Here is an 18915-nt window from a genome sequence, read left to right as displayed (position 1 = left end):
GGATGTGCCCGTGTCTGGGCTTTGGCTGGTGCCGTCGGTTTGCTGGGTGCTCCTCTTCTGGTGGCGATGGGCTGCGGCGATACGGTTTCTGCGCCGCGTCCGCCGGTTCGGCGACGAGCGGCGAACGTTTCTGTCGAGGGCGGTGACCATCACCGGTGAGGTGATCGACAACCAGATCGAGTCGGTACCGGGCCGCCCGGAATTGACGACGGCCGTGGTGTATGCGGGCGGTTCCACCCACCTTGGCCTCGCCACGGTACCGGGAGCACCCGGGCTGCTGTTTCGCCCGATCGTCGATTTCACCACCGGAGATGGACAGCGGGTACGGTTCGCCGCCCAGGCCGCCAGTTCCCGTTCCTGGGTGCCTGGCCGACTTGTTCCGGTCAGTTATGATCCGGTCAACCCACACCGTGCCGAGATCACCGAGGGCGGACCGGTACCCAAGCCCACCGGCGCCACCTTGCGGGTCGCCGCGCACGCCACTTTGCTGGCCTCGGCCATTCTGCTTCTGACGCCGGCGCTGGTGACGGTCGTGCGTGGATCGCAGGATCCGACCCCATTCGGCGGTGCGATCCTGGGAATGGTGGTGATCGCCTGGACCCTCGGCCTCGCCGGTTCCCTGCTGTGGGTGATCGCGTGGTTCACCACGCCTCGCTGGCAGAAGCGGCTGTGATGGCAAACCACACCGCGGATTCGGGTCAGAGAACGCCTTTGGTGGAGGGAATTTCGCCCACTCGCGGGTCGGGTTCGACGGCGGCGCGGAGGGCGCGGGCGAGGGCTTTGTACTGGGCCTCGGTGATGTGGTGGGGGTCGCGGCCGTGCAAAACGCGGAGGTGGAGGGCGACCTGGGCGTGGAATGCGAGGGATTCGAAGACGTGGCGGTTGAGGACGGTGGGGTAGTTGTTGCCGACGATGAAGGTGGTCAATGAGTCCGGCTCGCCGGTGAGGACGCAGTAGGGGCGGCCGGAGACGTCGATGGCGGCGTGGGCGAGGGTTTCGTCCATGGGGATCCAGGCGTCGCCGAAGCGGCGAATTCCTCGTTTGTCGCCGAGGGCGGTGCGGATGGCCTGGCCGAGGACGATGGCGACGTCTTCGACGGTGTGGTGGGCATCGACGTCGGTGTCGCCGGTGGCGGCGATGGTCAGGTCGAAGGCGCCGTGCACGCCGAAGGAGGTGAGCATGTGGTCGTAGAACGGGACGCCGGTGGACACGTCGGCGTGGCCGGAGCCGTCGAGGTTCAGCTCGACGGTGACCTTGGACTCCTTGGTGGTGCGCTCGACCGTGGCGACCCGGTTCACCTTATCTCCTTGCTGACGAGCAGGAACGCGTCGTTCTCGGCGGGGGTGCCGATGGTGACCCGCAGATACCCGGGGATGCCGACGTCCCGGATCAGCACCCCTCTGTCCACATAGGACTGCCAGGTGGCGTGCGCGTCGTCGAACCGTCCGAAGAGGACGAAGTTGGCGTCGCTGTGCACCGGTGAGAAACCCAGACCGGACAACGCCTCCACCACCCGGTCGCGCTCCTCGGCCAGCGCGTGCACGCCGCGGAGCGTGTCCTGGGCGTGCCGCAGCGCCGCCCGGGCGGCGGCCTGGGTCAGTGTGGACAGGTGGTACGGCAGCCGGACCAGCAGCAGGGCGTCCACAATGGCCGGTGCGGCGGCGAGGTAGCCGAGCCGGCCGCCGGCGAACGCGAACGCCTTGCTCATGGTGCGGCTGATGATCACCTTGGCGGGGAACTCCCCGATCAGGTGCACCGCGCTGGGCTGCGCGGAGAACTCCGCGTAGGCCTCGTCGACGACCACCAGCGCCGGCGCCGCGCGCACCACCTCGCGGATGCCGTCGAGCGGGATCGAGCCGCCGGTGGGGTTGTTCGGGCTGGTCACGAACACGATGTCGGGCCGGCGCGCACGCACGATCCGGGCGGCCTCGGCGGTGTCCACGCTGAAGTCGTCGCGGCGCGGGGTCGGTGCCCACTCGGTGCGGGTGCCGGCGGCGATGATCGGGTGCATCGAGTAGGACGGCTCGAAGCCCAGCGCCACCCGGTCCGGGCCGCCGAAGGCCTGCAGCACCTGCTGCAGGATCTCGTTGGATCCGTTGGCGGCCCACAGGTTCTCCGGCGCCAGGTCGACCCCGGTGGACTGGCGGAGATACGCCGCGAGGTCGGCGCGCAGGTCCACCGCGTCCCGGTCTGGGTAGCGGTGCAGCGTGCCGGCCGCCTCGCCGAGCGCCGCGGTCAGGTCGGCGACCAGCGCCGGCGGCGGCGGGTACGGGTTCTCGTTGGTGTTGAGCCGGAACGGAACGTCGAGCTGCGGGGCCCCATACGGGGTGCGGCCGCGCAGGTCGTCCCGCAGCGGCAGATCCCCGAGCCCGATCTCACCGCCGATCATGTGCGGAACCTCGCGGTCACCGCCTGGCCGTGTGCCGGCAGGTCCTCGGCGTTGGCCAGCGCCACGACCTTCGCGGCCACCGCACGCAGCGCGTCCTCGCTGTAATCCACGACGTGGATGCCGCGCAGGAACGTCTGCACCGACAGCCCAGACGAATGCCGCGCGCACCCCCCGGTGGGCAGCACGTGGTTGGACCCGGCGCAGTAGTCCCCGAGCGACACCGGGGCGTGCGGTCCGACGAAGACCGCCCCGGCGTTGCGCACCTTCGCGGCAACGGCCCGCGCGTCCACGGTCTGGATCTCCAGGTGCTCCGCGGCATACGCGTCCACGACATGCAGCCCATCGTCCACAGTAGACACTAGAACACAGCCGGACTGCTTGCCGCGCAACGCCTCACTGATCCGCTCGGTGTGCTTGGTAGCGGTAACCTGACGCGACAACTCAATGTCCACCGCATCGGCCAGCTCCGTCGAGTCGGTGACCAGCACACTCGCCGCCAGCGTGTCGTGCTCGGCCTGGCTGATCAGGTCGGCGGCCACGTGTACCGGGTCCGCGGTCCCGTCGGCCAGCACCGCGATCTCCGTCGGCCCGGCCTCCGAGTCGATGCCGATCAGCCCACGCAGCAGCCGCTTCGCCGCCGTCCCGTAGATGTTCGCCGGCCCGGTCACCATGTCCACCGGCGCCAACCCCGTGCCATCGGTGTCCGTGCCGCCGAACGCCAGCAGCGCCATCGCCTGCGCCCCGCCGACCGCCCACACCTCGTCCACCCCCAGCAACGCGGCCGCGCCCATGATCGTCGGATGCGGCAGCCCGCCGAACTCAGCCTGCGGCGGCGAGCACAACACCAGCGACTCAACCCCCGCCACCTGCGCCGGTACCACATTCATGATCACGCTCGACGGGTACACCGCCAGCCCCCCCGGCGCGTACAACCCCACCCGCGCCACCGGCACCCACCGCTCAGTCACCGTCCCCCCGGGCACCACCTGCGTCGTGGTATCCGTGCGCCGCTGATCGTCATGAACCGCCCGCGCCCGCGCGATCGACTCCTCCAGCGCCGCCCGCACGGCGGGGTCCAGCCCCTCGAGCGCTCCAGCCAGCGCCTCCCCCGGCACCCGAACCGTCGCCGGCCGCACCAGGTCGAACCGCTCGGTGAACTCCAGCACGGCCTCGACCCCGCGCTCCCGCACGGCGTCCAGGATCGGCATGACCTGATGCGTCACCGCGTCCACGTCGACCTCGGCGCGCGGCAGGATCGCACGCAACTCCGCCGGGCCCAGCTCCCGGCCACGCAGGTCGATACGGGTGAGCATGGGTCAAGGGTAGATGGTGCCCTGATGGCGGCGTTCGGGACGTTGAATGCCCTGAAGGTCACCTTCAGGGCATGTCAGCGCGGCGTCCACTTGGCGAGGTTCCACCAGGCGCCCCAGGTGAGATCCGGCGCCTCGGCGTCGGTGACGGGTTGGTAGCCGTTCCAGTTGTCCCGCATGACGTAGGTGTGGTCGGGGGCCGTGAGAACAGCCATGGTGGGGGCGCCGAGATAGGTGCGCTGAAGCTTGCGGTAGGCGGCGGCACGTTGCGCGGGGTCAGTCATCAACCGCGCCGTGTCGAGCGCGGTGTCGACGGCAGGGTTGACCCCGGTGTGGAGCAGGCCGTACAGCGCGAGGTCGGGGTCGAAGGGGTTGCCGAAATGGGTCAACGAAGCGGTCGTGGCGGCCTTGGCCACGAGATCCGCGGCGACGGCGGGTTCGGGGGTGACCTCGATGCCGATTCCCTTGGCGGCGGTGGCGAAGGCGGTGGCGAGGTCGCGGGCGAGGGTGTCGCCGGCGTGGTAGAGGAGGGGGAAGGCGGCGCGGACGCCGGAGCGGGTGCGGACGGCTTCGGGGCCGGGGAACCAGCCGGCCTCGCCGAGGATGTCGAGGGCTTTCGGGACCTCGTAGGGGAAGCGGGCGGTGGGCTCGAGGAACTCGGCCAGGGTGGGGGGCATCGGGGTGGAGGCCTCGGTGCCCTTGCCGAACAGGATGCCGTCGATCAGGGCTTTGCGGTTGAGGGCGTAGTTGAGGGCCAGGCGCACCGCGGGGTCGCCGGTGACGGGGTTGCCGGCGGGGAGCTGGACGGCGTAGACGTCGGCGGCGGGGTGGGCGACCTGCTTCAGGCCGGTGGTGTCGGCGAAGGTGCGGGCCAGGGCCGGCGGCAGGGCGGTGCCGTCGAGTTTGCCGTCGCGCATGCGGGCGGCGCGGGTGTCGTCGTCCGGGATGAACTCGACGGTGACCTTCTTGATCGCGGGTGGGCCGTCGAAGTAGGACTTGTTGGCCTCGAGCACCAGGTGCTGGCCGCGTTGCCAGTCGGTGACCCGGTAGGGGCCGGTGCCGGGGGGCGGGGTGCCGGCGGTGACCGGAGCCGGCGTGGCGAGCGCCTCGCTGGGCAGGACGCCGAGGACGAGCAGTTCCGGGAACGGGGCGTACGGCCGGGTCAGGTCGAAGCGCACGATCGTGGCGTCGACCTGCTGGACGCCGCTGAGCATCGGAAACCGTTGGCGCACCGGGGATGCGAACGCGGGATCGAGCAGCGCGCGGTAGGTGGCGACGACGTCGGCGGCGTCGAACGGGGTGCCGTCGGAGAACGTGACGCCGGTGCGCAGCTTCGCCGTCCAGGACCGGCCGTCGGGGGCGGGCTCGGGCAGGTCGGTGGCGAGGGCCGGGCGCAGCTCGCCGTTCGCGCGGTGCTCGAGCAGGCCGTCGTAGATCTTGGCGGCGCCGTTCTCGGCGTAGCCGGCGAGCGGGTTGAGGCTGGCCGGCTCGTCCGCCACGGCGATCACCAGCGAGGTTCCGGCAAGATCACCGGAGGCCGGCGGGGTCGGTGAGGCCGTGCACGCGCCCAGGGCGAGGATCGCCAGCGCTGGCCAGAACCGGCGGCGGCGCGACACGATGGGCACGAGCTTCGACCCTAGCCGGCCAGCCGTACGGGCGCGGTCGGATTACGGATGGTGAACCGTGCGAGTTGCGCTGTGCCAGATCATGTCGACGGATGACCCGCGGGCGAACCTCGAGACGGTGGCGGCCGGAATCCGTGAGGCGGCACGCGAGGGCGCCGCCGTGGTGCTGTTCCCCGAGGCCACCATGGCGTGCTTCGGCGTGCCGCTGGGCCCGCTCGCCGAGCCGCTCGACGGGCCGTGGGCGTCGGCCGTGCGCGACCTCGCCGACGAGCACGGCGTGCTGGTCGTGGCTGGCATGTTCACGCCTGCCCCGGACGGCCGGGTGTTCAACACCCTGCTGGTCACCGGCCGCGGGCAGCACCTCGGCTACGACAAGATCCACCTGTTCGACGCGTTCGGGTTCCGGGAGTCGAAGACCGTCGCACCCGGCTCGGAACCCGTGACCGTCAAGCTCGACGACGTCGTGCTGGGCGTGGCGACCTGCTACGACATCCGGTTCCCGGAGCTCTTCACCACGCTCGCCGACCGCGGCGCGATCGCCACGCTGATCGGCGCGTCCTGGGGCGCCGGCGAGGGCAAGCGTGAGCAATGGGAACTGCTGGTCCGCGCCCGCGCCCTGGACTCCACGAGCTGGGTGCTCGCCTGCGGCCAGGCCGACCCGCACACGCCGAACCCCAAGGCCCCCACCGGAATCGGGTACAGCACCGTCGCCACCCCGACCGGTGCGATCCACGCCCAGCTCGGCCCCGACCCCGGCGTGCTGATCGTCGACCTCGACCCCGACGTCGTCGAGTCCACCCGCGCCACGATCCCGGTGCTGGCCAACCGCAGGCTGTGAGACCCAGACCACCGGGGCTTGCCAAAGATCGCTCCGACCACAAAGGATGGACGTGACTCAGGTCGGGGCAGGTGATGAGGCATGCGTGCGGCACGCTGGCACGGGGCGCTGGACATCCGGGTCGAGGATGTTCCGACGCCCAGACCGGGGTCGGGCGACGTGCTGGTCCGGGTGGAGCGGGCCGGAATCTGCGGCACCGATCTTGTCGAGTACCTGACCGGCCCGGTGACGATCCCGGTCGGGTGGCCGCATCCCACGTCGGGGCGGCAGGCTCCGCTGACGCTTGGCCACGAGCTGGTCGGCACGGTGGTGTACCTGGGTGCGGAGGTCACCGGGCTCGCGGTGGGCGACCGGGTGGTGCCGAACGTGGTCGTCGGCTGCGGGCTGTGCTGGTGGTGCACCCGGCACCAGGAGAAGCTGTGCCCGAAGGTGGCGGTGCGCGGGTTCAACGACGACGGCGGGCTGGCCGAGCTGATCGTGTCGGAGGCGCGCAGCTGCGTGCGGGTGCCCGAGCACGTGGACCTCAACGTCGCCGCGTTCGCCGAGCCGGTGGCGATCGTGGTGCGGGCGCTGGCCAAGGCGCCGACGCTGGCCGGAAGCGTGGTGGCGGTGCTCGGCGCCGGGGTGATCGGCCAGCTGGTCACCCAGCTCGCGCTGGGCGCCGGCGCGGTGACCGTGCTCGCGGTCGATCCGGTGCCGAGTCGCCAGCTGCTCGCCGCGGGCTGGGGCGCCATGGCCTGCGAACCCGAGGACGCGATCGAGCGGATCGGCGAGCTCAGCGACGGGCGGGGCGCCGACGTGGTGATCGAGTGTGCCGGGGTGCCGGGCTCGCTGGCGTCCGCCATCGAGCTGTCCCGGCCGGGTGGAACGGTGGTGCTGCTGGGTTTCCACGCGGGCACCGAGCCGGTTCCGCTGCCGGCCGTCGTGCTCGAGGAGCGGACGCTGACCGGCAGCGCCGGGCACCTGTGGGACGTCGACGTGGCCTCGGCGGTCGCGCTGCTGTCCCGCGGCGCGGTGGATGTCCTCCCGCTGCTCTCGGCCGTGGTGCCGCTGTCCGATGTGGTCGGTGGCGGCTTCGAGCGGCTGCGTCTCGACCGGGAGGCGCTCAAGATCCTCGCCGACCCCACGGCCCGCGCGGGCTAGCCTGAGTTTCCTAGATAAGTTGATCTTGATGGGTGTTGGTGCAGGTCAAAGCGTATGTGGATCTTGTTTGTTCCTATGACCTAAGTCCCCGGCGCCCACTGGTCGAGGTCGAAGATCTCGGCGAGTTGGGCCTGTTCGGGGGTGGTTTCGGTGAGCATCCGGCGGGCTTTGGGACGTCCTCCGGTGGAGGGATAGATCAGCACGCTTTCCTCGATGCCGGCCAGCGTGGCCAGCAGCTCGCGCACGGAGTAGCGCAGCCCGGCCTGGTGGGCCGTGCGGCGCATCAGGTGGGCCAGTTGCAGCGCGAGCACGCAGGTGAACAGGTGCACCCGGATGTTGTGCTCGGTCCAGTGGTGCATCGGGGAGAACGACACCACCCGCTGGTCCTTGAGCTGACGGAAGGAGAACTCGGCGTCGGACTGGGAGCGGTAGCCGGCCACGACCTCGGCGATTGGCCAGTCTTCACGGCTGGTGATCAGCACCCGCTTGCCGAACACCTCCTGTTCGAGGGCGGCGCGAGCGTCGGCGTCGACCGTGAAGGTCAGGCGGTGTTGCGCGGGGGTGTCCCCGGTCAGCGTCGCGGTGAGGACACGGTGGACCCAGCTGTCGCGGCAGATGGTGTCGATCTCGCCCTGCACCGCAGGCCGCTGGCGGCGGGTCTTGCCCCGGGCCAGGGTCGCGGCCAGGTCGGTGAGTTGGCGGGTGGCTTTGCCCAAGGTCTGGTCGAACCCGGCCTGCTGCTTGGCGTGCAGGGTCGGGGAGTGGGTGAGCACCACCCGCCGCTGGGTGCCGTAGATGCCGCGTCGGGTCTGCAGCGCGGTCAGCCCGGGAAACCGGTCGGCGTCCACGATCCTGCGGCGTTTTCTCGGCAGGGCAAGCAGATCCGGCACGTCCGAGGGCGGCACCGAGCCGACATAGTGCAGCTCGAGTTCGGCGAGATGGTCGAAGTTGTCCCGGGAGTTCTGCCCGGCGTCGAACACCACCGTCATCTCCGGCGGTATCGCGCCGACCTGCTCGGCGAGGGTGGCGTGGGACGCCCGCAGCTTGTCGATCACCGTGGTGAACTGGGTGACGTCGGGTTTGTTGCCCGCGTAGGCGTGTGACACCAAGGGAATCGCGCCGTCGCGGGAGACCACCAGCCCCAACCCGACCAAGCGCAGGTCGCTGCGTTTCTGTTTGGCCTTGCCGCGCTGCGCGATCGGGGCTTTCGGGTTGGCGGAGTCGATGAACGTGGCGAAGTTGGTCATGTCCAGCGCCAGTGACCCGATGTCCAGATCGAACTCGTCGATGATGCGTACCGCCAGTGCCTGCTCGATCTGGGCCAGCTGTTCGACGCTGACGGCGTGCATCGCGTCCCAGAACTTGCGGTGATCCACCACCCGAACGGGGATCGCGGTGAACCGGTCGGCCGCGGTGGTGCGCCACCAGTCGGCGAAGGCCAGCTTCGAACACGGTGCCACCACCCGGTTGAGTGCCGCCAGCGCGAGATAGGTGCCCACACTGGCGCCGGCGTCCGCGCGGCGCGGCCCGACCACCGCGTCGATGATGCCGGGCACGTCCAGCCGCGCCAGCAGTCCCCAGACCGCGGCCACATCAGCGAACGCCAGATGACGGGTCCGCTCGGGCAGCAACGCGTCCTCCCGCGCGTCCAGCAGCGCTTCGATCTCGGCTGCGGTGCCCAGATAGCGCTCCGAGGCCAGTTTCGGCTTGCCGTCGACCCAGGCCATCTCACGCAGATACCAGTAGGGCTTCCCGTTGACGGTCTTCCTGTACAGGCTCGCCACACTTTAGGTCATAGGACATTCCATGATCCACGTCAACTCAACACGCCGGAAAAACGCAGGTCAGCAGCCACTTGTCACACACGCCACCACACCAAGATCAAACTAGCCGGGAAACTCAGGCTAGGCGCGCATCACCGTCGCGATCGGGATACGCGCGGCCCGGGTGGCCGGGATCAACCCGCCCAGCACCCCGGCGACCAGCCCGGCGATGACTCCCGCGACGCCGGCCTGCCATGGGAACGTCACGTCGCGCAGGAACGGCTGCTCGGTGCCGAACAGGCGGCTGGCAAGGCTGAGCCCGGCGATCCCGACGCCGATCGCGGCCGCGGCGGTGAGCAACCCGATGATCAGCGTCTCGGCCAGCACGATGCCGGCCAGCAACAGCCGCGGAGTGCCGACCGCGCGGCGCAGCGCGAACTCCTCGACGCGCTCGCCGACCGTGGCGAGGCCGACGTTGAGGATGCCGGCGACGCCGATCAGCAGTACCAGCGCGGCCATGCCGAGGAAGATCAACCGCAGCAGGGTGAGCTGGTCGTTGAAGTGCTCCTTGGAGTTGATCGTGTTGCTGAAGATCTGCTCGGTCGGCACGCCCTGCGCGGCCAGCCGGGCGCGCAGGGTCTGCTCGACCCCGGCCGCGCTCGGCGCCAGGTACACCCGCACGCCGGGGCCGCCGTTCTGGCCGCTGCCCGGGTCGGGCAGCCAGCTCAGCAGCTCGTCGGCCCGCACGTACGCCACCGCGCCGTAGTCGGCGTCCCGCACCACCCCGGTGAGCTGCGGCGTGGGGTGGCCCAGGCGGGCGTCACCGAACCGCATCTCGGCCGGCACCCGGTACCGGGAGAAACCCTTCGCGGCCTCCCGGTTGAGCACGATCCGCGGCGACAGCCCGGGCGGGCCGGAGAAGTCCAGCCACCGCCCGGAGTCCGTCTCGAACGGACGGAACTGCCGGAGGTCGCCGGTGAGCCCGACCAGCCGGAGCTCGATCGCCTGGCCCGGCGGCGGCACGTTCCGCGACTGGTCCGCAGTGCTGAAACAGGCCCCGCGGGAGTCGCAGAAGTACCGCGGCGGGGGCCCGCCGCCGAGCGCGTCGAACGGCATGCCGCCGGGGCTGACCGGGGACACGCCGGGCTCGCCGATGATCGCCGAGGTGTCCAGGACGGCCACCGCGTCCGGCCGGTCCCGCACCGTGTCGAGCACGACCGGGAGGGTCTTCGGGTGCCCCGGCAGGTAGAGCTGCACGGTGCCGTCCCGGCCCTGGGAGAGCTCGACGTCGGCGAGCAGCGCGTGCCGGGCGATCTCGGCCCCGGCCTGCACGGTCACCACGGCCAGCACGCCGAGGAACAGGCTCACCATCGACAGCAGGGTGCGCAGCTTCCGCGACCGAATGCCCTGCCCGCCGATGATCAGCGCGGACCGGGTGCGCCCAGACAGGCGGATCACGCCGGGATTCCGGTCTGCGCCAGCACGCCGCCGGCCAGGCGGAGCACGGTGCCCATCCGCTTGGCGTGGTCGTGGTCGTGGGTGACCAGGATCAGCCCGCAGCCGCGCAGGGTGGTCGCGTGCAGGGCGTCCACGACCAGGTTGCCGGTCTCGGTGTCCAGCGCGCCGGTGGGCTCATCGGCCAGGAGCACCCGCGGTTCCCGCACCAGCGCCCGGGCGATCGCCACCCGCTGCTGCTCCCCGCCGGACAGGCGCGGCGGCTTGTGCTTGGCCAGGTGCGCGATGCCGACCTGGTCGAGCGCGGCCATGATCTTGGCCCGGCGTTTGCGGCGGGGCAGCCAGCCCTGGCCGTTGACCAGCGCCATGGCCACGTTCTGCGCCGCGGTCAGGTGCTTGAGCAGGAAGAAGCGCTGGAACACGAAACCGAACTCGGCGCTGCGCAGCGCCGCCGCACGGCGTTCTCGGATCCGGCTGATGTCGTTGCCGCAGAACAGGTACCGGCCGGTGTCCGGGCGGTCGAACAGCCCGATCAGGGACAGCAGCGTGCTCTTGCCGGAGCCGGAGCGGCCCAGGATGGCCAGGCTCTCTCCACTGTGGATGGTCAGGTCGAGTCCGGAGAGGACGGTGCGGGGCGCGCCCTGACCCTTGAGCGTCTTGCTGATCCCGGTCAGCTCGATCAGCGGGGTCATCACTTGCCGCCGGGCCCTTCCTGGCCGGGCGCGTCCGGCAGGTTCGGGCCGGGGACGGCGAGCGTCTCGTCGCCGGTGAGCCCGGACCTGATCTCGACCACCCGCCCGTCGGTCAGGCCCAGCACCACGTCCCTGGACTGCCGGATGCCGTCCGCGCCGAGCACGTCGACCTTGCCGCTGCCCTGCTTGCCGGCCACCGCCTCGACCGGGGCGACCAGCACCTGCGCCGCCCGCTCGGTGATCACCTCGAGGGTGGCGGCCGCGCCGTTGATCAGCTTGACGTTGCCGGGCGCGGTGCAGACCAGGCGCAGGCCGGTCGGCTCGGAGCCGGTGCTCCCGTTCTGGTTGTCCGGGGCCGCCGGCCCGGGCGGCGCTGGCGCCGCCGAGGCCGGCTGACCCGGTTGGCCCTGCGGAGGTGCGGGTGCCGGCGGCGGCTCGGGGATCGTGCCGGCGGGGAGCGCGGCGATCGTGCCGAGCACCGTGCACGGGAACGGGCCGGGACCGTTCTTCACCTGCGCGGTAACGGATCCGAGCGAGCCGGCCAGCTTGTAGGCGTCCGCGCCGTCGATGTCGGCGACGATGCCGTAGCCGGCGAACTTGGCCGACACGATCGGCATCCCGGCGGTCACCGTGGACTTGTCGTCGACCAGCCGGCCGGCCAGGGTCGCGCTGGCCGGGATCTCCACCGCCTTCCCGGCCACGGTGGCGATCTTCGTGGGTTTCGTCGGCGTCCGCTCCGGCGGCTTCACGTCGACGAACCGCACCTGGCCGTCGACCGGGGCGACCAGCCCGAACACCGGGTTCATGGTCACCTTGCCGGACAGGCCGACCTTGTTCACCAGGTCCTGGCGGGTCAGCTTGGCCGTGGTCATCGTGGTCCCCCGCGCGGCCAGGTCGGGCACATCCGGCTTGGCGGCCGACGCCGAGCACGCCGTCGCCGCGAGCGCCACGACCAGCACCGTCACCTTCAGCATGCGCCGACACTACACGGGGTGTATACAGGGTGTCTATACACCCTGTGTTTACAGATGATGGCTCCATGAACTTCGTGCCAGGACTCCACCTGTCCGCCCAGTTCTATCGAGAGGCCGTCGCCCCGCTCCTACTCGACCTGCCGCACTCCGCCGCCCGGATCGGTCCAGGATCGGAGGTGCTCGGCTTCGACACCGCACGCTCCACCGACCACGACTGGGGACCGCGCGTGCAGATATTCCTCCGCCCCGAAGGCACGCACGCGCGCATCGGCGAGATCGTCACAGATTTGTCCAGTCACCCGGGCGGCCAGGTCGAGATCACCACCCTCGACGCGTGGTTCGACCGCCACCTCGGCTTCGACCCGCGCCACGGCGTGACACTGGCCGACTGGCTGGACACGCCGACCCAGACGCTGCTGGAAACCGTTGCCGGAGCGGTGTTCCACGACGGGCTCGGCGAGCTGGAGCCCGCCCGCGCCCGGCTGGCCTGGTATCCCGACGACGTGTGGCGCTACGTGCTGGCCTGCCAGTGGTCGCTGATCGCCGAAGAGGAAGCCTTCGTCGGCCGGTGCGGCGAGGTCGGCGACGAGCTCGGCTCCGCGGTCGTCGCCGCCCGGCAGGTCCGCAACCTGATGCGACTGTGCCTGCTGATGAACCGCCGCTACCCGCCGTACAGCAAATGGCTCGGCACCGCCTTTGCCCGGCTTCCCGGCGCGGCCACATTGACGTCGTCACTCATCGCGACCCTCGCGGCGACGTCCTGGCACGACCGGGAACACCACCTCGCCACGGCCTACCGATTCGTTGCCACCCAACAGAACCAGCTCGGCCTCGCCGAACCCGTCGACCCCGCCACCCGGCCGTACTACAACCGTCCCTACCAGGTGCTGCACGCCGACCGGTTCATGGCGACGCTGGAGTCCGCCATTGCGGACCCGGCCGTCCGCTCCCTACCGCCGATCGGCGCGATCGACCAGCACATCGACAACACACGGGTGCTGTCCGACACCTCTCAGCGCAGATCCATGCCCAGGTCGAGTGCCGGCGCGGAGTGGGTGAGGGCACCGACGGCCAGGTAGTCGACGCCGGTCTCGGCGTAGGTGCGGGCGGTGTCGAGGGCCAGTCCACCGGAGGCCTCCAGCTTCGTCCCGGTCCCGGCACACCGCCGAACCGCCTCGACGCACTGGTCGGGCGTGAAGTTGTCCAGCAGCACCAGATCCGCGTGCTCGGCGAGCGCCTCGTCGAGCTGGTCGAGGGTGTCCACCTCGACCTCGCACGGCAGGTCCGGGGCGTGCGCGCGCACCGCGGCCAGAGCCTTGGCCACCGACCCGGCGGCGAGCACGTGGTTGTCCTTGATCAGCACCGCGTCGCCGAGCCCGAGCCGGTGGTTGACGCCGCCGCCGCAGCGCACCGCGTACTTGTCCAACTCCCGCAAGCCCGGCAGCGTCTTGCGGGTGTCCCGAATCCGGCACCCGGTCCCGGCCACGGCGTCCACCCAGGCCGCGGTCACCGTGGCCACGCCCGACAGGTGGCAGAGCAGGTTCAGCGCGGAACGTTCAGCGGTCAGCAATCCACGCACGGAACCCCGCACCACCAGCACGGGCCGCCCAGCCTCCACCCGCGACCCGTCCGGCATGCGATCAAGCACCTCAAGATCCTCACCCAGGACGGCCTCGAACACCGCCAGCGCCACATCGACACCGGCCAACACACCCGCCCGCCGCGGCGTCAGCTCGGCAACGGCAAGGGCGTCGGCCGACACGGTTGCCTCGGTGGTGGCGTCCGGGCCGTAGCGGAGGTCCTCCTCCAGCGCGGTGGACGCGATTGCTATGAATGCCTCATTCAGGGCGGTAGACGCATCGAATGGGTCATTCATGGCGTCGGGGCTCATGCCGCGCTCCTCGCCAGGACCGGACCGGCGAGCACCGGCTGCCCGGACGGGGTGAGCCGGACCGGAAGGCTGCGCAACCACGCCGGATCGGCGTCGGGGTAGTCGTCACGCACATGGCAGCCGCGCGACTCGGTACGGGCCGCGGCCGCCGCGATGAGCGCGCGGGCGGTCAACGTGAGCGCCGCGTCCTCAACCGCGACAACCGTCTCAAGTGGACTGTCCTCGGCGGACACGTCGAGCACCGAGCCGACCAGCGACAGGCCCTCGGCGTCCCGGCCGATGCCGGCGTAGCGGCTCATGACCCGTTGCAGGACGTCGCGCTCGGCCACCGGGCCAACCGGGATCGCCGGGCAGGCGACGAGCCGGGTGTCGGCAAGCCGGTCCGCGCGCAGGTCCGCGGCGACCGCCCGAGCAGCCCGAGCCCCGACGACCAGACCCTCCAACAGGCTGTTGGAGGCGAGCCGGTTGGCGCCGTGCAGACCGGTCCGGGCGACCTCGCCGGCGGCGTAGAGACCCGGCACCGTCGTCTTTCCGTCCACCGTGGACATCACGCCACCGCACGCGAAGTGCGCCGCGGGGGCAACCGGAACCGGCTCAACCGTGGGGTCGACACCGATCGCGACACAGGCCGCGTGAACCGTGGGGAACCGGCGCCGGAACGTGGCCGCGCCGATCCCGGTGGCGTCGAGGAACACGTGGTCGCCGACGCCGCCGGGCTCCGTGGCCAGCCGGCGGGTGATCGCGGCGGCCACCACGTCGCGCGGGGCCAGGTCCTCCAGCGGGTGCACCCCGGCCATCACCCGGTCGCCGGTGGCGTCGACGAGCACCGCACCCTCGCCGCGGACCGCCTCGGTGACCAGCGGGCAGCGGCCGCGCGCACCCGCGCCGGTGTAGAGCACCGTCGGATGGAACTGGACGAACTCCAGGTCGGCGACCAGCGCACCGGCCCGCAGTGCCAGCGCGACCCCGTCCGCGGTGGCCACCTCGGGGTTGGACGTGGCCTGGTAGAGCTGGCCGAGCCCGCCGGTGGCCAGCAGCACGGCCGGCGCGCTGATCAGGCCCGGCACCCCGTCCGCATCCAGCACCAGCAACCCGGCCACCGCACCGCTCGGCGAGCGCAGCGTGTCCACCGCGATGTGCCGCTCCAGCACCGGCACCCGGTCGTCCCGCGCCGCGGCCAGCAGCGCGCGCTCCACCTCGGCTCCGGTCGCGTCGCCGCCGGCATGCACCACGCGGAACGCGCTGTGCCCGCCCTCGCGCGTACGCGCCAGCCCGCCGTCAGCCCCGGGGTCAAACCTCGCACCCAGGCGCCGCAACCGGGTCACCGCCGCCGGACCACCGCCGATGATCGCGCCGACCGCGTCCTTGTCGCACAGGCCCACCCCGGCCATCAGGGTGTCGCCGACGTGCCGCGCCACGGAGTCGCCCGGATCATGCTCGTCCGGCAGAACCACCGCGACGCCCCCCTGAGCCCACCGCGTGTTGCCATCGGAAGCCGAAGCCTTCGTCACCGCCAGCACCCGCAGCCCGAGCCGCTGGGCGGTGAGCGCGGCCGTCAACCCCGCCACCCCGGTGCCGACGATCACCAGGTCGGCTCTGGCCTCCCAGTTCACTCGCCACCACCCGGCCGGCCGATCTCGATCATGCGCTGGACCGCGCCCCGGGCCCGCTCGGCGACGAAGGGGTCGACGTGCACCTCGTCGCGCCCCTCGCGCAGCGACCGCAGCAGCGCGGCCGGTGTGATCATCTTCATGTACCGGCAGGACGCCCGCTCGTTCACCGCCCGGAAGTCGATCTCCGGCGCGGCCCGGCGCAGCTGGTGCAGCATGCCGATCTCGGTGGCCACCAGCACCGACCGCGAGCGGGTGGCCCGGGCCTGCTCGACCATGCCCCCGGTGGAAAGGATCTTGACCCGTTCGGTCGGCAGGATGCCCTCACCGGCCAGGTACAGCGCGGACGTCGCGCAGCCGCACTCCGGGTGCACGAACAGGTCCGCGTCCGGGTTCGCGGCGGCCCGCTCGGCCAGTTCGGTGCCGTTGATGCCGGCGTGCACATGGCACTCCCCGGCCCAGATGTGCAGGTTGGTGCGCCCGGTCTCGCGGCGCACGTGCGCGCCGAGGAACTGGTCGGGCAGGAACAGCACCTCGCGGTCGGCCGGAATGGACCGGACCACCTCGACCGCGTTGGACGAGGTGCAGCAGATGTCCGTCTCCGCCTTCACCTCAGCCGTGGTGTTCACATACGACACCACCACGGCGCCGGGGTGCTCGGCCTTCCAGGCGCGTAACTGCGCGGCGTCGATCGAGTCGGCGAGCGAGCAGCCGGCCCGGGCGTCCGGGATGAGCACCCGCTTGTCCGGGCTGAGGATCTTCGCGGTCTCGGCCATGAAGTGCACGCCGCAGAAGATGATCGTGGACGCGTCGCTGGCCGCGGCGATCCGGCTCAGCGCCAGCGAGTCGCCGGTGTGGTCGGCGATGTCCTGGATCTCCGGCAGCTGGTAGTTGTGCGCCAGCAGAACCGCGTTCTGCCGCTCGGCCAGGCGGCGCACCTCGGCGCGCCACGCCGCGTTCGGCTCCACTCCGCCGTACGGTGTGAGGTCGTCGGGGGTCCGCTCGAGAGAGGCAGTAGCGGCCATGTCGTCCTCCTTGTCAGCTCAGCGGTGGTCGCCCATCGCGAGGTTTTCGCCTTAGGGTCGAAAACATGGCCGATGTTACCACCGGGCAACCAAGTCCTGACCACGAAGTGCTGGCCGCGGTGCTCCAGGTGAGAGCGGGATCACTGCAGGTCCTGCTCTGGGAACGCGCCCTGGAGCCGCACGCGCACCGCTGGTCACTGCCCGGCGGCCGGCTCGGCGCGGACGAGGACGTGGAGACGTCGATCAAGCGCCAGCTCGCCGAGAAGGTGGACGTGCGGCAGTTGTCGCACGTCGAGCAGCTGGCCGTGTTCAGCGCGCCGGACCGGGTGCCCGGCGGGCGGGTGGTCGCCACCGCGTTCCTCGGGCTGGTGCCGGCGGACAACGACCCGATCGTTCCGGCCGACACCCGGTGGCATCCGGTGGACGCACTCCCCCGCACCGCGTTCGACCACGAGTCCATCGTGCGTCGAGCGCGGGATCGCCTGCGCGCCAAGCTGTCCTACACGAACATCGGTTTCGCGCTGGCCCCGCCGGAGTTCACGATCTCGGCGCTGCGCGGGCTGTACTCGGCGGCGCTGGGCTACAAGATCTCGGCGACCAACCTGCAGCGCGTGCTGTCCCGCCGCGGCCTGCTCGAACCGACCGGCGAGACCGCGGCGCCGGGCCGCGCCGGGGGCCGTCCGGCGGCGCTGTTCTCCTTCGCCGAGCGGAGCATGGCGGTCACCGACCCATTCGCCGTGCTGCGCCCGCCGGGACCAGGTGGACCAACCGGAGAGCGATCTTGACGCCGGGGTCGTAGTTTGGACCCGTGCCCGAATCGCTGCCCCTGTTTCCCTTACATGCCGTGCTGTTACCGGGGGCCCACCTGCCGCTGCACATCTTCGAGCCGCGCTACCGGCAGCTCACGGTCGACCTGGTCACCGGCGTGGTCCCGGGCAAGCGGTTCGGCGTGGTGGCGCTGCGCCCGTCGCTGGACGTCGAGGTCACCTCGCTGAGCCAGCTGCGGGCCTACGGCTGCAGCGCGGTACTGCGCCAGGCGAAGCGGTTGCCGGACGGGCGGTTCGACATCGTCACCTCGGGCGAGCGGCGGTTCCGCCTGCTCGGTCTGGACACGACCAGCGCCCCGTACCTGGTCGGTGCCGTCGAGTGGGTGCCCGACGCGGAGAGCCCCACGGTCGGCGACGAGGCCATCCGGATGCTGCTCAGCGGGGCCCGGTCCGCGCACCGGCGGTACTGCCACGCCGCCTGGCAGCGCGGCGACTGGTCCGAGCCGCCGGAGGACATCGACACCGCCGGGCTCGCGCACATCCTGGCCTCGGACTGCCTGCTCACCATCGACGACCGGCAGCGGCTGCTGGAGGAGACCCGGCCGCTGCACCGGCTGCGCCTGGTGCGCAAGATGCTCAATCGCGAAGCCGGCATCCTGGCCACACTCCGCGCCGTCCCCGCTCCCCCGGCCGAGTTCCAGACCGACTTCAGCTTGAATTAGTGGATCAGCGCAGAGGTTGACACAGCCTCGTGCCTGCCAACGCAACCTCAGGGGACCGTGACGGCACCCAGCCGCAATCAACCCGCCAACCGCACTGTTCCCCGGGACGCAACCAAGGTCAAAATTCCGGGGAGGCGGGACTGTGCTCTCGGCAGCGGGGCGGCGCCATGCGACGATCCGTAGGTGCGGAAACCCCGCTTTTCACCCGGCAACGCGCGCTGGATCGCCCTATCGGTGGGCGTGTTTCTACTCAGCGTGGCCATTGCCCTGGTTGTGGCCACGATGGGGTTGTTCGGCTTCGCCTCGGGTGAGGCCGCCACCGGCCAGCGGGTGGAGGCCCGGGTGGTCACCGCGTGGCCCTGCGGCCGGGCCGAGGGCATGGAGGTCGTCCGCTACTCGCTGGACGGCCGCGAGTGGGAGGCGCAGTTCGACGGCTGCGGCCACGAGGCGGACGAGACCGTGGAGGTCACCGTCGCCGCCGGCCACACCGACCCGCTCGCGCACGCCGCGGACGCCGCAGGCGGCCAGGGCCGCTTCGGCCGCCGCCTGGGCGGCCTCCTGCTCACCTTCTCCGGCCTGGCCGGCGGGTTGTACGCCGTACTCGTCCGCCGCGGCCCCCGCGGCACCCCACTCCCCGCACTCGGCCCGTTCGACCTGCCCGAACTGCGCCGCTCCACCGCCCGCCTCACCGCGCGAGTCCGACGCTCCCGC

General features: G+C 71.4%; 18 protein-coding genes. 7 read left to right on the top strand and 11 right to left on the bottom strand.

Annotation, left to right across the window (positions count from 1 at the left end; translation table 11 throughout):
• The first annotated feature begins 160 nt into the window (after window positions 1-160).
• Window positions 161-673, top strand: coding sequence for a DUF3592 domain-containing protein (locus VGR06_RS39720; protein WP_414637428.1), 513 nt, complete (start codon window positions 161-163; stop codon window positions 671-673).
• Between the two features lie 25 nt (window positions 674-698).
• On the opposite strand, the gene hisB is transcribed toward VGR06_RS39720, so the two are convergent.
• The 4 genes from hisB to VGR06_RS39700 all read right to left on the bottom strand — a co-directional run bounded on the left by hisB (window position 699) and on the right by VGR06_RS39700 (window position 5324).
• On the bottom strand, window positions 699-1298 hold the full coding sequence (gene hisB / locus VGR06_RS39715; protein WP_327564401.1) for an imidazoleglycerol-phosphate dehydratase HisB: 600 nt from the start codon (window positions 1296-1298) through the stop codon (window positions 699-701).
• The gene (locus VGR06_RS39710; RefSeq protein ID WP_327564400.1) at window positions 1295-2389 is read right to left on the bottom strand and encodes a histidinol-phosphate transaminase; all 1095 of its coding nucleotides are present in this window, start codon (window positions 2387-2389) and stop codon (window positions 1295-1297) included. Before VGR06_RS39710 ends, hisB begins: the two co-directional genes overlap by 4 nt.
• Window positions 2386-3702, bottom strand: a complete 1317-nt coding sequence (gene hisD / locus VGR06_RS39705) for a histidinol dehydrogenase (protein WP_327564399.1) — start codon at window positions 3700-3702, stop codon at window positions 2386-2388. The genes VGR06_RS39710 and hisD overlap by 4 nt, the downstream gene beginning before the upstream one ends.
• 74 nt (window positions 3703-3776) lie before the next feature.
• Window positions 3777-5324 carry an ABC transporter substrate-binding protein gene (locus tag VGR06_RS39700; RefSeq protein ID WP_327564398.1) on the bottom strand — a complete coding sequence of 516 codons (1548 nt, stop codon included), beginning with the start codon at window positions 5322-5324 and terminating at the stop codon, window positions 3777-3779.
• 58 nt (window positions 5325-5382) lie between these two features.
• Here VGR06_RS39700 and VGR06_RS39695 point away from each other — a divergent pair, with 58 nt between their 5' ends.
• The gene (locus VGR06_RS39695) at window positions 5383-6162 is read left to right on the top strand and encodes a carbon-nitrogen hydrolase family protein (protein WP_327564397.1); all 780 of its coding nucleotides are present in this window, start codon (window positions 5383-5385) and stop codon (window positions 6160-6162) included.
• A gap of 81 nt (window positions 6163-6243) precedes the next feature.
• On the top strand, window positions 6244-7305 hold the full coding sequence (locus tag VGR06_RS39690; RefSeq protein WP_327564396.1) for an alcohol dehydrogenase catalytic domain-containing protein: 1062 nt from the start codon (window positions 6244-6246) through the stop codon (window positions 7303-7305).
• Window positions 7306-7385: 80 nt separating this feature from the next.
• Here VGR06_RS39690 and VGR06_RS39685 read toward each other — a convergent pair whose 3' ends face one another.
• From VGR06_RS39685 to VGR06_RS39670, 4 genes are all read right to left on the bottom strand, one after another.
• A complete protein-coding gene (locus VGR06_RS39685) occupies window positions 7386-9089 on the bottom strand; it encodes an IS1634 family transposase (RefSeq protein WP_327564395.1) in 1704 nt (567 codons plus the stop codon).
• 120 nt (window positions 9090-9209) lie between these two features.
• On the bottom strand, window positions 9210-10526 hold the full coding sequence (locus VGR06_RS39680) for an ABC transporter permease (RefSeq protein ID WP_327564394.1): 1317 nt from the start codon (window positions 10524-10526) through the stop codon (window positions 9210-9212).
• Window positions 10523-11215, bottom strand: a complete 693-nt coding sequence (locus VGR06_RS39675) for an ABC transporter ATP-binding protein (protein WP_327564393.1) — start codon at window positions 11213-11215, stop codon at window positions 10523-10525. Before VGR06_RS39675 ends, VGR06_RS39680 begins: the two co-directional genes overlap by 4 nt.
• Complete coding sequence (locus tag VGR06_RS39670) at window positions 11215-12189, bottom strand: efflux RND transporter periplasmic adaptor subunit (protein WP_327564392.1); 975 nt, start codon at window positions 12187-12189, stop codon at window positions 11215-11217. Before VGR06_RS39670 ends, VGR06_RS39675 begins: the two co-directional genes overlap by 1 nt.
• 65 nt (window positions 12190-12254) lie before the next feature.
• Between VGR06_RS39670 and VGR06_RS39665 the strand changes: the two genes are divergently transcribed.
• Entirely contained in the window at window positions 12255-13268 is a 1014-nt protein-coding gene (locus VGR06_RS39665; RefSeq protein ID WP_327564391.1) for a DUF4037 domain-containing protein, read from the top strand.
• Here the strand turns inward: VGR06_RS39665 and nadC are convergent.
• The 3 genes from nadC to nadA are packed head-to-tail and all read right to left on the bottom strand — an operon-like array spanning window position 13202 to window position 16715.
• Entirely contained in the window at window positions 13202-14065 is an 864-nt protein-coding gene (gene nadC / locus VGR06_RS39660) for a carboxylating nicotinate-nucleotide diphosphorylase (protein ID WP_327564402.1), read from the bottom strand. The two genes, VGR06_RS39665 and nadC, sit on opposite strands and share 67 nt — an antisense overlap.
• 11 nt (window positions 14066-14076) lie before the next feature.
• Window positions 14077-15693 carry an L-aspartate oxidase gene (locus VGR06_RS39655; protein ID WP_327564390.1) on the bottom strand — a complete coding sequence of 539 codons (1617 nt, stop codon included), beginning with the start codon at window positions 15691-15693 and terminating at the stop codon, window positions 14077-14079.
• Window positions 15690-16715, bottom strand: coding sequence for a quinolinate synthase NadA (gene nadA / locus VGR06_RS39650; RefSeq protein WP_327564389.1), 1026 nt, complete (start codon window positions 16713-16715; stop codon window positions 15690-15692). The genes VGR06_RS39655 and nadA overlap by 4 nt, the downstream gene beginning before the upstream one ends.
• 65 nt (window positions 16716-16780) lie before the next feature.
• On the opposite strand from nadA, the gene VGR06_RS39645 reads away from it, so the two are divergent.
• From VGR06_RS39645 to VGR06_RS39635, 3 genes are all read left to right on the top strand, one after another.
• Window positions 16781-17500 carry an NUDIX hydrolase gene (locus VGR06_RS39645; protein ID WP_327564388.1) on the top strand — a complete coding sequence of 240 codons (720 nt, stop codon included), beginning with the start codon at window positions 16781-16783 and terminating at the stop codon, window positions 17498-17500.
• Window positions 17501-17523: 23 nt separating this feature from the next.
• Entirely contained in the window at window positions 17524-18204 is a 681-nt protein-coding gene (locus VGR06_RS39640) for an LON peptidase substrate-binding domain-containing protein (protein ID WP_327564387.1), read from the top strand.
• A 183-nt stretch (window positions 18205-18387) separates the two neighbouring features.
• Window positions 18388-18915, top strand: a 528-nt coding sequence (locus VGR06_RS39635; RefSeq protein ID WP_327564386.1) for a hypothetical protein, incomplete at its 3' end; no start/stop codon positions are given.

The sequence above is a fragment of the Actinophytocola sp. genome, from assembly GCF_036002505.1.
Classification (GTDB): Bacteria; Actinomycetota; Actinomycetes; order Mycobacteriales; family Pseudonocardiaceae; genus DASYTH01.
Note: the sequence above shows the minus strand (reverse complement) of the source record. Positions and strands in the feature narration are given on the sequence as shown.

Bases quoted from the DNA above. Each gene is read 5' to 3' on its own strand.
- VGR06_RS39690 (WP_327564396.1), top strand. From the start codon at position 6,244: ATGCGTGCGGCACGCTGGCACGGGGCGCTGGACATCCGGGTCGAGGAT.
- nadC (WP_327564402.1), bottom strand. From the start codon at position 14,065: ATGAATGACCCATTCGATGCGTCTACCGCCCTGAATGAGGCATTCATA.
- hisD (WP_327564399.1), bottom strand. From the start codon at position 3,702: ATGCTCACCCGTATCGACCTGCGTGGCCGGGAGCTGGGCCCGGCGGAG.
- nadA (WP_327564389.1), bottom strand. From the start codon at position 16,715: ATGGCCGCTACTGCCTCTCTCGAGCGGACCCCCGACGACCTCACACCG.
- VGR06_RS39665 (WP_327564391.1), top strand. From the start codon at position 12,255: ATGAACTTCGTGCCAGGACTCCACCTGTCCGCCCAGTTCTATCGAGAG.
- VGR06_RS39675 (WP_327564393.1), bottom strand. From the start codon at position 11,215: ATGACCCCGCTGATCGAGCTGACCGGGATCAGCAAGACGCTCAAGGGT.
- VGR06_RS39670 (WP_327564392.1), bottom strand. From the start codon at position 12,189: ATGCTGAAGGTGACGGTGCTGGTCGTGGCGCTCGCGGCGACGGCGTGC.
- VGR06_RS39710 (WP_327564400.1), bottom strand. From the start codon at position 2,389: ATGATCGGCGGTGAGATCGGGCTCGGGGATCTGCCGCTGCGGGACGAC.
- VGR06_RS39645 (WP_327564388.1), top strand. From the start codon at position 16,781: ATGGCCGATGTTACCACCGGGCAACCAAGTCCTGACCACGAAGTGCTG.